Here is a 14,100-nt window from a genome sequence, read left to right on the forward strand (position 1 = left end):
GGCGGCCGGAGCGCATTGATCGGCGATCGCAAAGAGTTCAGACCACTGCTCGGGGGAGAGATCCCGCGCGCCGACCCCATATCAGGGTGGCGTTCGCGTGGGCCCATCGCGCGAATAGGCTAACGATGTCGGCGGCGAGCGATTGGCCGAAAAGCGTTCGCGCGCAGTACCGTCGTGGATGTGCTGAACTTGGGGAACAGTATTCGGAAGTCGCAGTCCCGCACTGGTCGGGGTGCTCGCTTCGGTGTCGTCGCGATCGGTGTGACGGTCGGATTCGCTTCCGTCGCAGTACCGTCGGCTGCCGCCGACCCGGTCGGCGGGGAGCTGGCCTGGGGCCCGTGCCCCGTCGAGTACGCGCTCGATCCGGACACCGACCAGTGTGGAACCGTGACGGTGCCGCGCGACTATGCGAATCCGACGGCCGGATCGATCGATGTCCTCGTCACCCGTCACCGCGCCGAGGATCCGGTCGCCCGGCGGGGCGTGCTGTTCACCAACCCCGGTGGGCCCGGCGGCGACGCGATCGCGTCCAACAGCATGTTCGCGCAGGCGCTTCCCGAACAGATCCGCCGGCAGTGGGACTTCATCGGTGTGCAGCCGCGGGGTCTCGCGCATGCTGGGGCGGTCGAATGCGCCGTCACCCCGGAGCTTTTCGCCGCGATGAACGTCGGCTTCGCGGGTGGGGCGGCGCGGCTGGCGTGCGACGGCGCGACGCCCGGCGCCACCGCGCACATCACGACGGAGAACACCGCCCGTGACTGGGAACAGGTGCGGATTGCGCTCGGTGTCGGTGTGATCGACGTCTACGGCCTGTCGTACGGCACGATCCTCGCCTCGACATATGCCACCCTGTTCCCGCAGCACACGGGACGCATGGTGCTCGACTCGGCGGTCGATCGCGACTGGATGTGGAACGACGTCCTGTGGCACCAGAACGACGGGTACAAGACGCGCTTCTACGACCTCATGGACTGGATCGCGGCCAACGACGCGACCTACGGCCTCGGCGACACCCCGCTGAAGGTGTACCAGCGCTGGTCCGACCGCATCGTCGAGGAAGCGGGCGGCAATCCCACCCTGGCGCCCCCGCCGGCCAGGATCGGGGACGTCCCACCCGGCCTGGAAGGCGTCGCCGCCGCGTACCGGGCCGGTGTGGACCTGACTGGCCCTGCCCGGGTGCAGTTCGAGGCGTTCCTGCGACGACTCGGCGATTCGGCCCACACCCAGGCCGCGTCGAGCACCTATGCCCTCACACGCCAAGTGCTGCCCGCCCGGAACACTTGGCCGATGGTCGCCCGCGTCATCCGGGACGGCACAGGGGCGCTTCCCGAGGGTGTGTCCGGCGACTTCACTGCCGACCAACTCGACTCGATTGTCCGGACCCAGATGATGCAGGCGGTCGTGCTCTGCAACGAGAACGCGGTCGCGCCACGCCCGGAGCGGCTCCCGGGCTGGCTCTTCTCGACGTTCGTCACCGGCGATCTGTTCGACGCCATCGGCTACGGCTACAGCGCGGGGCCGGGGTGCGCAGGGGCGCCGCCGGTGACCGCGCTACCGGAGATCGGCAACCATGGTTTGGCCACGGCGCCCCTAGTGCTGCAGGGATTGCGGGACCCGCAGACGCCCTACGACGGCGGAGCCCAACATGCCCGCGACATGGACGCGCACCTGGTCACCGTGGAAGGCGGGGACCACGGCGCCGCCATCCAGGGCGGCAACACCACGGTCGATACGGCAATCACGGACTACCTGCTGACCGGGACCACCGCGGTCACCCGGGCGCCGGAGGCACCGATAACCACGCCGCTGTAGCGCGGCGGCGGTCCCGCCACCACAGCCTGTGGCGGGACCGAGCTGCCTGGGAGGTTCTCGCGCGCCGCTGTGACTCCGGCGTCATGCCTTCTTCCTATCGCAGCGAGCTGGGGCCACCAGTCAATCCAGCGGCGCGATTCGCCAATCCTCGCTGCAAGTCGTCACCACCGCGCAACTCGCGTCCCACGGGCCGCGCACCTACTTTGACGGACTTCGGCGACTCGCCCGAGATCCGTCAAAGTAGCGGGGCGTGTCCCGCTAGTCTGCGCTGCATCTCGATAACGATTATTGCCCTGGTGGACCGATCAAATCGAGTCGGCGCTATTTGCCGACTCGACGAACCGTGACCAGAACGGCACTCGCACGACGATAGGTGAGAGCGCTTTTCGTCCCTGGCCGAATGGCAGTTCGTTGGTCAAATACTCGACGAGGTTGGCCCCGTAGTAGATGATGTCGGTTTGCCACGCGGAAAACACCGGCGATCCCGCCGGGGAGGGCGCTGCGGGGGTGAACCGGTGCCCGAAGATAGGGACGAGGCGAGGCCACATCGCTAGTTCTCGGTGCACGGTCGTGGCTACATCCTCAGGTGCGCAGGGTAACTCGCCCCAGGATGCAGGCCAGAAGGGTGGATTTTGGTTCAGTGCGTCGAAGATGAACCCTTCGGCCACGCTGTCCAGCCAGGTCCTTAACTCGAGGTCGCTACCATTGCGCCAATCCGGCCAGCGGTCGCCCAGCGGTAGGGCTGTCGCGAGGAGACTGTGGTGGTCCGGGTTGAATCGGAATCCGAAGCGTTCGTCGATCGAGTCGAATTCGGCGTCGGTCAAGCCGGGACTAAGTTCGATCCCTGCATCGTCCAGCAGTGTCGCCCCGTCGTGCCCGGGTTGTCCCACTCGAAGATTATCGCAGAGCATTGGCCGGACAAGTGCGGAGTTCTTCCTCGATCGAATTTTCTTTGCAGGAAGCCGTCGACTCCCGTACTCACTCCGGCAGTCAGGTATTCGGTCTTGTCTGCGAGGTCTGCGGAAGGAACGACGCATCGCGTAGGAGACACCGGAAGCACACCGCAGCGACTTGCATGCAGGACTGTTAGGCGGGACCCCGGGCGGGCCGTTCGTCCAGCTGTCGAGATGCAGCGAAGATTGACGGGACGCGCCCGCTACTTTGTCGGATCTCGGGAGGGTCGGCGAAGCCCGTCAATATAGGTGTACCGCCGGATCGAAAGGTGGCGAATCTGCTACGCCATGACCCCACAACAGGCTCGTTCACGGACCGCACAGCAATGGATCCCACTCCTGGTCGATTGCATCGCGTCGACACGGCGAGAGACGATGCGCCTGTGAGTATCTCCGACAAGAAGGCTGCCGACCGCGATGCACTCGCGGACGATGGCGAACAGAACGTAGAAAGTGCATCTCGTCCGATCCCGTACGTGCCCGAGTCGCTTTCGGACATCGATCTTCGCCATGTGTGACCACCGCTGAGAAGGCTGTGTTTAGTCGGGGGCGATGGGCAGACCCTGCGGTCATACGTCAACGGGGCATCCGGGTACTTCGAGCACTCCCTGAACGCCTATGGGCGCGCCGGCAAGCCGTGCCCGCGTTGTGGCACGCCGATGGTGCGGGAGGCCTTCATGAACCGCGGTTCGCACGTCTGCCCGAGGTGCCAGCGACGGCGCTGACGCTCGTGTTCAGTGCCGGGACTCAAGCCCTCGTAAGTGCTGTCCCGTTTGACGAACGAGCTACAGGACTTCCGCCAGCAATAAGGAGCCGTTCTCTTCAGTGTTCGTGTTCTGTGTGATTCGCTGAGGTTCGATGCTTCCGCGGATACCTTCGGCTGCATGAGTGTTGAGTCAAACTGGTCCCGGATCGTCCGATGGTGCAAGCAGCATGCCCCGACGACCACAACGAGGTTGCTTCCGCCGGCCGACCCGCAGGCCGTGCTCGCGGCCGAAGCGGCAACGGGCCAGACCTGGCCTGGGGAACTACACGAGTGGTTCGCGCTGCATAACGGCGGTCATCCAAACCCCCCAAGCCCTTGGGTCCTTCCCACCAACCAGCCGATCTCCGTTGCTTGGGCTGTCGAGCTCCACGACGAGATGGTTCGGTCATCGCAGGACAACACCGACGATCTCGGTGGCACCGACGTGCTGATGGCGGAATCGGCGGGAACTAGGGTCGAGACCTACCTGCCTGCCTTCATCCCAATTGGAGAGGACGGCGCCGGGGATTACCTCGCGGTCGACACCCGTGGCGGCGACCGCAGCGGCTGCGTTATCTTGTTCTACAAGGACGGGGGTGCAGCCTTCCAGTGGGACTCGATCGAAGCCATGCTCGACTGCACTGCTTCGGCGCTTGAACAAGGAACGGACTGTGCGGGGTGGGTGCCAGTCGTTGAGGACGGCGAGATCCGCTGGGACTATCCCTGATAGCGACGTCATGACGCTGTCTTCTCCGGGGCGCGTTGGATTGAGCGCCATACCGCACTCCTACTGGAAGCCCGTTCGATCGGCTCGGTCGACTCGCCGCGAGAGTGCAAGATCCGGTGTCCTGTTTGACGATCGTCAAACAGGACACTCGTTGGAATGGTTCGCATCCGACGATTCTCGGACTTGCGGTGTGGAGAATTAACCGATGAACATCGTCCAGTTCCTCGAGGCAAGGCTCGCCGAAGATGAGCGCGCGGCGATCACCGAGTTGAACGGGGGAAGTCAGTCGGCGCGCGCGTTACGGGAGGTCTCGTTCAAGCGGGGGCTGGTCGACCGCGTGTATCGAGAATCGAACTGGGATCTTCGCCCGGGCGCTGACGAGGAGAACCACGGGGGCAAGCCACTTCTAGTGCAACTTGCGGCCACATACGCGGATCATCCGGACTTCGACCCCCGGTGGGCCGACTAGGGCGTGCTGGTTCTGGCTTGCCCTGGTCAGACCGAGCGTTTCCCGCTATGCGGGTCGATGCAGCGGATTCGCCGGCCACTCCAGCGATTCGAGCTGCGCACGACGCCCGCCGTGAGGCGCCTCTGAACGGCCTCGGCGCTGGGGCGGACGCGGTCCCCCGTCGTCTCAGGCCACCACAAACCGGGTCATCACCCGATTCGGGTCGAAGCTGCCGGTGCTGAACGCCTCGGTGGTCACGGTCAGGCCGGCGGGGCCGGAGCCGATCGGGATGCTGATCTGCTGATTCCAGTTCCCGCGGGGAGTGGCGAGGCCACTGGATTCATTGGTCAGGTTCGCCAGCATCGTGCCGCCCTGATGGGTGGCGGTGTTCCAGAAGTTCACGTAGGCCGTGATCGCGCAGGGGCTGGTGAAAAACGGCGTCCAGGACAGCGTGACCAGCGCGATTCCCGGCCGATCGTGTGGCGTCTGCACGGTGCCGGTGATCTGACCGCTGCACGGGATCGAGTTGCCTCGGCCGAGGGTGTGTGCCGTCGGCAGGGGTGTCCACTCCTGGTGGTGGGCGGAGGCAGTGGGGGCCGACAAGACAAGTGCTGAGGCCGCTAGGGTCGCCGGAATCAGTGCTCTGCGAAGCCGTCTCATCACTCGGCGGCTGCTGTCGGAGCCACGACGGTGCCCAATCCGATGGCCAGTACACCAGATATGACGAACATTGAACGCTTCATGCAGATCTACCCCCGTGAAAGTAATGGACGGTCTGTTTGTCTGATTCGGTGTAGCTGGCGTTACAGGCTCAGGTCACGCCACTGCACCGGAGGGTGTCGGTCACGATGATCGTGACCGACACCCTCCTGCGATGTACGACCGGGCCCCGGTCCTCACACTCGTCGAGATGGAGGACCTTCGGCTGCGCGAGGTCGCGCGATGGTGCGCGAGCAAGGCGTACGAGTTCGGGACATCGCCGACCTGCCCTGGGTTGCACCCGCATTGGCGGCCCTGCACGCGGGCGGGCCACTGCCGCTGCCGTTCGACGACCCTGCCTCGGCATCCAAGAACCTCGGCGCCGATCGCCGCAAGGAAGCGACGGCCGCGAATGCACCGGTAACCCCGCGCCGGCCGACACGACCATCACCTAGATCGACTGCGCCGCCCCAGCCACCGACTAGTCGCGTGAGATCAGTGTCCCGTAAGACGATCGACAAACAGGACCCCAGGCATCCGCCTCAAGGGTGGGTCAGTACGTCGTTCCCATCGCGGTGCGAACTTCGTCGAGTGTTCGCTCCGCGATCTCGACGGCGCGTTGGTTTCCGTCCCGAAGGACGCTGCGGATGTGCCCTGGTTCTTGGGCCAGGGCCGTTCTGCGTTGGCGGTGTGGAGCGAGGAACTCGTTGACGGCGGCGGTGGTGAGCTTCTTGAGTGCGCCGGCGCCGGCGTCACCGATCTCGTCGGCGAGTTCGTGTTCGTCTCGGTCGGAACACAGTGCGGCGGTGGTCAACAACGCGGAGACACCCGGTCGACCGATGGGATCGAAGGTGATGCGTCGTTCGGAGTCTGTCGGGGCGCGCCGAATCGCGGCCGCCGTCTCGTCGGAGGTCATCGACAGCGTGACCGCGTTGCCGTAGCTCTTGGACATCTTTCTGCCGTCGAGGCCGGGGACTTCTGGCGTGGACGTGAGCAGTGCTTGCGGTTCCGGGAAGACGTGGTCGTAGCGGTCGTTGAAGCGCCGGGCGATCACCCGTGTCATCTCGACGTGCGGCAGGTTGTCCTTGCCCACGGGCACGAGATTCCCCTTGCAGAACAGGATGTCCGCCGCCTGGTGAACCGGGTACGTGAGTAACAGGCCACTCAGTGCCCGACCGGACGCTGCGTGCTCGGCCTTGACGGTCGGGTTGCGGTGCAGCTCGGCCTCGGTGACCAGGCTCAGGAACGGCAGAAGCAATTGGTTCAGCGCCGGCACCGCGGAGTGGGTGAAGATCGTCGCCCGCTCCGGGTCGATGCCGGCGGCGAGGTAGTCCAGCACAGCGTTGTGCACGTTCTCCTGGACCTGGCCGATGGCGTCGCGGTCGGTGATGACCTGGTAGTCAGCGAGGATGGTGAAGGTGTCGACGCCGAGGTTGTGCAGGCGGACCCGTTCGGCGATGGTCCCGAAGTAGTGCCCCAGATGCAGTGGGCCGGTGGGTCGTTCGCCGGTGAGGATCCGGTATCGATGCGGGTGTTCTGCGACGTCGGCGCGCAGCTGCTCGCTGCGTTCGACGGTGGTGGCGAGGGAAGTCACGTACGGCTCCTGGATGGTCAGGGACTGTACGAACCTCGTTCAAGTCGGATGACGTCGCGGGCTGCGTACAGCCCGTGGATATGGTTAGACGGGCTGCTGGAGCAGCCACCGCCATGCCTGTCGGATCTCGATCATCAGTCGACCCTAGCAACCGTCTCGTTTACCTTTCCCTAAACAGGACAGCTGTCGGAGCTTGATGACTGAGTCTGGCGTGGCGGCTTTCCGGGCCGGACTACTCCCGGCGGAGAATGCTCGCAGCGGGAGAACATCGCCCGCCGCGTCGATCTCGGCCTGGCGGGGCGGAAAGGTTCGTCACCGACACAAATCGATGTTGCGACACATTGATCGTAGGGTAAGCACCGTGGGGCTACACAACGGGACGCGCACGTCCGACTCGCCGTGGATATCGTCGGTATGGACCAGTCGCAGCGAAGACGTCAACGAAATGACGGCAGTCGCGTGCGAGACGTGGGGACTGGTGTTCTGGGAGCAAGACGGGGTGCGTTCCGCGGCTGTCGTCGGCCCCGAAACCCGATCCAGCACCGCTCCGGTTCCCGAGAACGCCCAGTTCACTGGCATCCAGCTCGCCGTCGGCTCCTCTCTGCGGATGACGCCGACTTCGACGTTGGTCGATTCCGGCATCGACCTACCCGACACCACCTCTCGACGGTTCTGGCTCGACGGCAGTCGATGGGAGATCCCCCACCCCGACGACGCTGAAACGTTCATCGGCCACCTCGTACGAAACGGGACACTCACGAGAGACCCACTGGTGTCGGCTTATCTAGCCGGCAATCCCTCGTTCGCCACCAACCGCACCCTCGAGCGGCGGTTCCGCGCCGCAACCGGCCTCACCCGCGGTGGCGTCGAGCAGATCCAACGTGCCCAACGCGCTGGCGAACTGCTCGTGGCCGGTCGGCCGGTCGCCGACGTGGTCGCGTCGTTGGGCTACTACGACGAACCACACCTCGCCCGCGCTCTGCGTCGTTTCGTGGGCCGCACAGCCGGTCAACTCAGGGGCGGCATCGGCGGTGCGATCGCGCTGGGCGGATCAGTGGACGACGTCGTAGACGACCTTGACCACACCGTTCGAATAGGCAGCTGAATCACGTAGTTCGAGCCGCTGCTCAGGCCGACTCATGTGCCCGAACAAGTTCTTGCCAGCGCCGAGCACCACCGGAAACACCAGCAGGTTGTAGCGATCGATCAAACCTGCGTCGGCCAGCCCGCGCGCTAGTTCGCCGCTGCCGTGAATGAAAATTGCGCCGCCGTGGGTTTCCTTCAGGCCAGCCACATCCTCGACCGAACGCAGGATGGTTGTGTCCCCCCACCCCTCGACGAGTGCTGTGTCGCCCAGCGTCGTCGACACCACGTACTTGGGCAGGTCCTTGTAGCTCACGTGATCCTCGGACTCCACCCAGAGCGGGGCGAACGCCTCATAGCTGCGCCGACCGAACAGCAGCGCCGTCGTCTCCTCCAGTTCCTCACCCTTCAGAGAGAAGGCCTCAGGCACGAAATTCGTACGGGCGACCCACCCACCGCTCGGGTGCCCCTCCGCCTCGCCGCCCGGGGAGTCCACCACACCGTCAACCGACATGAAACCCGTCCATACCAACTCGCGCGTCATCACATTCTCCAACTCTCAGAAAGAAACAGGCCTTCTCGGCCCGCGAGGACCCGTTGTCCTCGGCTGATTTCACAGTAGAGAGCGATGACGACCGGAGTCTTGGACGAAAACGACATCGACGACGCTCCCCCGGACCGCGGGGCACTGATGTCTGGCGAGCTGAACGAGGACGATGGCATCGTGCGGGGCCGCTCCAGAGCGCAGCCCAACTGAGCTTGGTCCAGTTGAACAACGGAAAAGACAAGGCGTTGCCGACACGCAGTACCCCCTTCTCCTCGGGCGGGCGGGCGGGCAGGCAGGCACGTCGCGATAGCGCCTCAATCCCGACGCGAGGTGGCCTGTTCGACGATCGGCGAGCAACACGGATCAACTCGGAATGAGAGCGTTCAGGGCAGAGATTTCACTCGCATGACAGGAGCGAAGCATGAATGCTGACGAACACAACGAGCCGTCAGGCGCACGGCGCCCGACGGCAAACGATGGGCCGTTTACCCTAACGGTCGACGGGGAGGTCTTCGCTGTGAAACTGCGCCCGGAGGAACCAGGCGCCTGTGACTATGACTGGGTATCCGGACCGAACAAAGGGTACGGATTCTCAAGCTTTCAATGGGTGGCCTACCCCAGCATTCAAGATCGAGCAGGCAGCCCGTCCGCACTTGAGCCGATAACGGTTGACGAACATCGCGAGTCAATCCGCGACTTCCTCAGCCAGATCAACCCTGAGACTGGGTATCTCGGCGGCTAGCTGGGACCTTCGCCCTGTTCCATGGTCGCCTCGCCGATCTAGCCGTTGCTCTGTCCTGTTTGACGACCAGTGAGCGGGACGGATTCAGGTCCGCACCGCATCGCCGGTTCTACCTGGATCAGGACAGTGGTCAGCTGCTGAAGTCGAGATTGACTGGTTCGGTGATTGTGGGGCCGGTCGTCGGTACATCGGTTCCGACCTTCTCAAACGTCAAGCCTGAAATATCGACTGCTCCCGCACCTGATAGCAGTACACCGAAGGCGATGCCGCGGGCCTGCGGGACAACATCCAACACGATCTCCACGCTCATCCACCCGGTAGAGCCGCGCACCGCACGGTCCTGCATGTTGTCGAATGCCTCGACCCCGGCGGGCCCGTCGATGCGCAGCCACAGTGCCGCCCACCCTCCAACATCACCGCCGCGGAGGGAGCCGGCGAACCTGATCCGACACCCGACGTACTCGTCGGCGGCGATGTTCTGCATCGCGGTACCGAAACCCTGTGGCGAATCAGCGGTGCACCGCAGTCGAGCAATGGCTTTGCCACCGACAGATTCGGTCGTCTTGTCGAACGAGTAATCGGCGGGGTGGCTACCCGCAATGGTCCAGCCGTTCATCCTTGTGCTCCTGTCTCGTGTGGGGTGGGGCAAAACGGTCGCAAGCGTCGCGCGTGCTCGATGCAGGGTGCTTTTCACCGTGCTCACCGAGATCCCTAGGCGGGCAGCGATATCAGCGACGCTCAGATCGCTGTAGTAGTGCAAGACGAGTACCTGTGCCTGTCGCGGCGGAAGCGCCTTGACCGCCTCCGCTACCTCGTCCAACCGCGAGAATCGATCCGCGTCGACGACCGGCGACTGCGCATACAGCGCGGCACGCCGCAGCGCAGCCTCTTCCCTTCTGCGGCGACGCAGCTCGTCCAGGCCCGCATTGTGTGCGACGGTCGTGATCCACGGCGCCAACGAACCGATGGGACTTCCACGCTCGGTGCTCAGCCAGGCTCGGACCAACGCCTCCTGAACCGCGTCCTCGCCATCTGCCCAACCACCAAGCCGAACCTGCAGCCGGTGCGCCGCCCCAGCGAACTGTCCCGATACCCACGACTCCAGATCTTCGACACCCATACAACCCTCCCTTCAACCGTCCTCATTCATGTAGACGTTCGAGAGCATGTGAAAGGTTGCTTCACTCGCCTGTCCTGTTTGACGATCGTCAACCAGGACGGCCGATCGCGTCCTGAGAGCAGATCCGGTGCTGGTGTCGACTTGCAGCGAAGATTTAGCGAAACGCGACGCTAGTTTAACTAGCGCGGTTCGACGCGATCCTGAGCTCTACCTGCGATGTCTACGGTCAACTGGCGTCCGATGTCGGGCGAGGAGTACTGCCGGATCCCTGCAGTGTCCGGACACGAACGCGTCGTGTTCCTGGTGTGGGACTGACGGTCGCCGCCTTCACTCCATCTGGCTCCAGGGGTGTGGCTCCCGCAACCCGACCATAATCGAGTCATGAGTGTCCCCGCGCCTGAATCCCCCTCGTTCGAGCATGTCGACTTCGAGGCACTCGATTCGTTCCGTTTCCCGGACGGCGGCGGGTACCCCCAGAGCTACCGCGAGTTTGTTCGCTCCTGCGGCTGGGCCCGCACGTTCGGCCTGTGGCTCATCTACCCGCCCGTGCAACCCGGTTTCGCAGACGGGCGGGCCCGTGCAGCGAACCTCACCGAGCACTTCCACACGGTGTTCCGCGACGGCGAAGAGGAGGAATTCGACTGGATGATCGAGCCCGACGGTAGCTGGGACCTCGCCGAGCGACTCGAAGTCTTCGGCTGGAGCGAGAACGGCGACCTTCTCCTCTGGGACGTCGCAAGCCGCAATGCCGACGAGGAGTTTCCGGTGTGGGAATCGCGCGGCATGAACACCCTCCACCTGCTCGGCTCGAGCCTTGACGAGGCGCTACTCAAGCTGCGCGAGCGCTCCGAGGCCCAGGTCATTGAGCCGCTGAGACCTGCCCGTCTCTGACCCACAGCTCATCCGGATCCGCTCGAGGTTGAGATCCGCCGGGACGCCACCGCGACCCGAGGCGCTCCGGCGTCAAGCAGCAGCGCCTGCAAGCCACGGACACGTTCACGTCGCGCTACACGCCGATCGCTCGCTCACTCCGCGTTGACGTAGACCTGAGCCACAGAGCCAGAAGCGACTGCGCTCACGCGCCAAGTCTCGACATCCTTCCCGGCATTGAACACGAGCGTCAGCGCCGTCGCTGGCACCTCGGGCAGCAGTGCGAACCGCGGTTCATGAAGGTCTCGCGCACCATCGGCGTGCCGCAACGCGGGCACGGCTTGCCGGCGCGTCCGTAGGCGTTCAGGGAGTGCTCGAAGTACCCGGATGCCCCGTTGACGTATGACCGCAGGGTCTGCCCATCGCCCCCGACTAAACACAGCCTTCTCAGCGGTGGTCACACATGGCGAAGATCGATGTCCGAAAGCGACTCGGGCACGTACGGGATCGGACGAGATGCACTTTCTACGTTCTGTTCGCCATCGTCCGCGAGTGCATCGCGGTCGGCAGTCTTCTTGTCGGAGATACTCACAGGCGCATCGTCTCTCGCCGTGTCGACGCGATGTAATCGGCCAGGTGTGGGATCCATTGCTGTGCGGTCCGTGAACGAGCCTGTTGTGGGGTTATGGCGTAGCGGATTCGCCACCTTTCGATCCGGCGGTACACCTATATTGACGGGCTTCGCCGACTCTCCCGAGATCCGACAAAGTAGCGGGCGCGTCCCGTCAATCTTCGCTGCATCTCGACACCCGTCGTCTCTTGTAGGTTCCGCACCTGGATGACGGCACCGCGACGCGGCGGGCACGGATCACGAACGCCGACAGTGTCGCGGCGTTGCGCGCGATGAGTTCCTCGTGAACGGGCAACGGTGGCCATTCGGTCGGTGGGTGGGTGCGGTCACCGGTCGGGTCGTAGCAGCTTCGGGTGTTGTTGCGCGGCGAATTGACCGCGGTCGAGACCTCTACGGCGGACGTCATGTTCGTTGAGCGGGCCGGGTAGCGGCGAGTTCAGCTGATTGGAGCACTTCCGTGTCGGTGAGCTCGGCGAGCAGCGGAGACGGCGGAGTGCTCGCGGCGAGGTTGTGGCGGAGTTGGAACATCAGGCGCGGCACGTCATCTGGTGGGTCGATACGGTGGTAGGGCCGAGGGTCGTGAGGCTGTCCGGGTTGCCAACCCCGTAGGAATATCACCTCGCCCGGGTGGGTGGTCCACTGCTCGATGACATCTCTGTGATTGCGGGACGCATGGATCGCGAACGTCGCAGTGCCCTGCAGGGTGACGATCGCGATGTACGACGCGTAGTAACGCTGGTCGCGATGAGGTGGAATCCCGTTGCCGCCTGGTAGGTAGCGCTGGTAGCTCGCCTCGTTCGGAGCGAAGGGACCCAGGCCCACAGCGCTCGCAGCGTCGCCGATCCATCCGCTCGCTCGGCTCGGCGCGCGGTCCTGGTGTTCGAGTGAGGTCATAGCGAAGGCGCCACCGACGTGAGCGTGAGGCGTCGTGAAAGTGTGTCGGTCCGCATCCGCGATAAGGGCGGCGCGCAGGTCCTCAGGGAGCTCGCTGCGCATCACGCAAAATCCGTCGCGTGCCAAGCGAGTCGCATCTGGCACGTGCGAGGTGTTGTGCATTGTTTGCTTCCATTCTGAATGTTCGTTGGTCGCTTGGCTACCGAAGTATCGCTTTCCGTTGACGGAGGAACCCCCGCGGCCCGCAAAAACTATCGGGCAATTGTGAACCGTCCCGGGCTTCTTGCCGCTCCTATGCTGGCGACAACTCCGGCTGGAGGATCGATGGTCGAGTGGCGCTGTGCCGCCGGACGCTCGGGCCGGTGACCTTGGAGAGAGTCGCTGCTCACGCAGTGGAGTCAGCCGGACTCGCGTCCAAGCGTTCGACATCCGCGATCATGTCGCGCACCGCCTCGTGGCAATGCGAGATATCGTGCGTCGCAGCACATTTCTCGACGATCCGACTCGCCTCGTCGCTTCCCGATTTCAGCGACTCCTTGCCCGTGAAGATATAGGAGAGTACCCAACCGATTGAGTGCATCTCGTTGTGAAGATCGTAGTCACGGAGTTCGTGTGCCGCCTCGCCAGGATCACGGTCGAGGAGCTGTGGAACCTCGAGTGGGCGCCGCTCGCGTCGGGTAGGGGCGGGTTCTTCGGCCGTCTTTTCGGTCGCTGAGGCTCAGTTCGGATCGCGCTGAGTCACTCGGCCGGGGTCTGCCCGCGTAGTCGCGCGAGGCGGCGATCACCTGTGCGCTCAGCTCGCTCAGCTCTGCGAGTCGGTCGCCTCCCAGCGCGGCCCCGACACGGTCGGCTCAGGCATGCGGCTCGACGGCCATGGCGCTCAGGAACTCTCCGTTCAGCGCGAAGGCCGGGAGCACCAGCGCTGTCAGCGCGTCGCCCCAAAGAAGGGGGCGTCGCAGATGTGGCGAGGAACAGCGGGGGATCATGCCCGCTGGCGCGCCGAGTATGAGGGGGAATCCGTTCTCGAGCATGGTTTTCCGTCACGTGCCAGATCTGCTGTCGACCGATGCTGATGGCGCTGTGACCCTCTGGGACGTACGGAATCCTCGACGGCTGGATGAAGAGTTCACGCTGCAGTCGGACAGGACCCGCTCAGTGTGTGCGGCTGACGGATCGCGGTACGAGGTCTTGACCGGTCTTGGCGAGGTCGAACGACTCAACCTGTTGTGGCTACA

At 64.4% G+C, this 14,100-nt stretch carries 16 protein-coding genes and 2 pseudogenes; 10 read left to right on the plus strand and 8 right to left on the minus strand.

What is annotated here, in order from left to right; genetic code table 11:
• The first annotated feature begins 261 nt into the window (after positions 1-261).
• Positions 262-1,812: an alpha/beta fold hydrolase gene (locus JOE46_RS18565; protein ID WP_307861305.1), complete on the plus strand. Its 1,551-nt coding sequence runs from the start codon at positions 262-264 to the stop codon at positions 1,810-1,812.
• 305 nt (positions 1,813-2,117) lie between these two features.
• Here JOE46_RS18565 and JOE46_RS18570 read toward each other — a convergent pair whose 3' ends face one another.
• Entirely contained in the window at positions 2,118-2,636 is a 519-nt protein-coding gene (locus JOE46_RS18570) for a hypothetical protein (protein ID WP_245221104.1), read from the minus strand.
• A 512-nt stretch (positions 2,637-3,148) separates the two neighbouring features.
• Between JOE46_RS18570 and JOE46_RS26830 the strand changes: the two genes are divergently transcribed.
• The 4 genes and pseudogenes from JOE46_RS26830 to JOE46_RS18585 all read left to right on the plus strand — a co-directional run bounded on the left by JOE46_RS26830 (position 3,149) and on the right by JOE46_RS18585 (position 4,706).
• Positions 3,149-3,283, plus strand: a complete 135-nt coding sequence (locus JOE46_RS26830; RefSeq protein ID WP_257017210.1) for a hypothetical protein — start codon at positions 3,149-3,151, stop codon at positions 3,281-3,283.
• 57 nt (positions 3,284-3,340) lie between these two features.
• A pseudogene (locus JOE46_RS18575) lies at positions 3,341-3,490 on the plus strand (zinc finger domain-containing protein); the annotation flags it as partial.
• A 159-nt stretch (positions 3,491-3,649) separates the two neighbouring features.
• Positions 3,650-4,237 carry an SMI1/KNR4 family protein gene (locus tag JOE46_RS18580; protein ID WP_209928077.1) on the plus strand — a complete coding sequence of 196 codons (588 nt, stop codon included), beginning with the start codon at positions 3,650-3,652 and terminating at the stop codon, positions 4,235-4,237.
• Positions 4,238-4,442: 205 nt separating this feature from the next.
• Positions 4,443-4,706 (plus strand): DUF6221 family protein, encoded by a 264-nt coding sequence (locus tag JOE46_RS18585; protein WP_097210866.1) that lies wholly within the window; start codon positions 4,443-4,445, stop codon positions 4,704-4,706.
• A gap of 165 nt (positions 4,707-4,871) precedes the next feature.
• Here JOE46_RS18585 and JOE46_RS18590 read toward each other — a convergent pair whose 3' ends face one another.
• Both JOE46_RS18590 and trpS read right to left on the minus strand, forming a co-directional pair.
• Positions 4,872-5,288, minus strand: a complete 417-nt coding sequence (locus JOE46_RS18590) for a hypothetical protein (RefSeq protein WP_097210867.1) — start codon at positions 5,286-5,288, stop codon at positions 4,872-4,874.
• 649 nt (positions 5,289-5,937) lie between these two features.
• Positions 5,938-6,999 carry a tryptophan--tRNA ligase gene (trpS, locus tag JOE46_RS18595; RefSeq protein ID WP_209929181.1) on the minus strand — a complete coding sequence of 354 codons (1,062 nt, stop codon included), beginning with the start codon at positions 6,997-6,999 and terminating at the stop codon, positions 5,938-5,940.
• Between the two features lie 424 nt (positions 7,000-7,423).
• Between trpS and JOE46_RS18600 the strand changes: the two genes are divergently transcribed.
• Positions 7,424-8,083: a helix-turn-helix domain-containing protein gene (locus JOE46_RS18600; protein WP_209928078.1), complete on the plus strand. Its 660-nt coding sequence runs from the start codon at positions 7,424-7,426 to the stop codon at positions 8,081-8,083.
• On the opposite strand, the gene JOE46_RS18605 is transcribed toward JOE46_RS18600, so the two are convergent.
• Positions 8,030-8,605 carry a dihydrofolate reductase family protein gene (locus JOE46_RS18605; RefSeq protein ID WP_209928080.1) on the minus strand — a complete coding sequence of 192 codons (576 nt, stop codon included), beginning with the start codon at positions 8,603-8,605 and terminating at the stop codon, positions 8,030-8,032. The two genes, JOE46_RS18600 and JOE46_RS18605, sit on opposite strands and share 54 nt — an antisense overlap.
• Before the next feature lie 84 nt (positions 8,606-8,689).
• Here JOE46_RS18605 and JOE46_RS26835 point away from each other — a divergent pair, with 84 nt between their 5' ends.
• Both JOE46_RS26835 and JOE46_RS18610 read left to right on the plus strand, forming a co-directional pair.
• A complete protein-coding gene (locus JOE46_RS26835) occupies positions 8,690-8,818 on the plus strand; it encodes a hypothetical protein (RefSeq protein WP_269588810.1) in 129 nt (42 codons plus the stop codon).
• A 211-nt stretch (positions 8,819-9,029) separates the two neighbouring features.
• Positions 9,030-9,350: a hypothetical protein gene (locus tag JOE46_RS18610; RefSeq protein ID WP_097210871.1), complete on the plus strand. Its 321-nt coding sequence runs from the start codon at positions 9,030-9,032 to the stop codon at positions 9,348-9,350.
• A 130-nt stretch (positions 9,351-9,480) separates the two neighbouring features.
• On the opposite strand, the gene JOE46_RS18615 is transcribed toward JOE46_RS18610, so the two are convergent.
• Complete coding sequence (locus JOE46_RS18615) at positions 9,481-10,470, minus strand: RNA polymerase sigma factor (RefSeq protein ID WP_209928081.1); 990 nt, start codon at positions 10,468-10,470, stop codon at positions 9,481-9,483.
• Between the two features lie 381 nt (positions 10,471-10,851).
• Here JOE46_RS18615 and JOE46_RS18620 point away from each other — a divergent pair, with 381 nt between their 5' ends.
• The gene (locus tag JOE46_RS18620) at positions 10,852-11,361 is read left to right on the plus strand and encodes a hypothetical protein (RefSeq protein ID WP_097210873.1); all 510 of its coding nucleotides are present in this window, start codon (positions 10,852-10,854) and stop codon (positions 11,359-11,361) included.
• A 229-nt stretch (positions 11,362-11,590) separates the two neighbouring features.
• Here JOE46_RS18620 and JOE46_RS18625 read toward each other — a convergent pair.
• The 3 genes and pseudogenes from JOE46_RS18625 to JOE46_RS18630 form a co-directional block, all read right to left on the minus strand.
• A pseudogene (locus JOE46_RS18625) lies at positions 11,591-11,740 on the minus strand (zinc finger domain-containing protein); the annotation flags it as partial.
• A 57-nt stretch (positions 11,741-11,797) separates the two neighbouring features.
• The gene (locus JOE46_RS26840) at positions 11,798-11,932 is read right to left on the minus strand and encodes a hypothetical protein (RefSeq protein WP_280923549.1); all 135 of its coding nucleotides are present in this window, start codon (positions 11,930-11,932) and stop codon (positions 11,798-11,800) included.
• 441 nt (positions 11,933-12,373) lie between these two features.
• Complete coding sequence (locus JOE46_RS18630; protein ID WP_143548401.1) at positions 12,374-13,027, minus strand: hypothetical protein; 654 nt, start codon at positions 13,025-13,027, stop codon at positions 12,374-12,376.
• A 424-nt stretch (positions 13,028-13,451) separates the two neighbouring features.
• On the opposite strand from JOE46_RS18630, the gene JOE46_RS26845 reads away from it, so the two are divergent.
• Entirely contained in the window at positions 13,452-13,580 is a 129-nt protein-coding gene (locus JOE46_RS26845) for a hypothetical protein (RefSeq protein ID WP_269588807.1), read from the plus strand.
• Positions 13,581-14,100: the final 520 nt, after the last annotated feature.

This window comes from Rhodococcus sp. PvR099 (genome assembly GCF_017833315.1).
Taxonomy (GTDB): domain Bacteria; phylum Actinomycetota; class Actinomycetes; order Mycobacteriales; family Mycobacteriaceae; genus Rhodococcus_G; species Rhodococcus_G oryzae.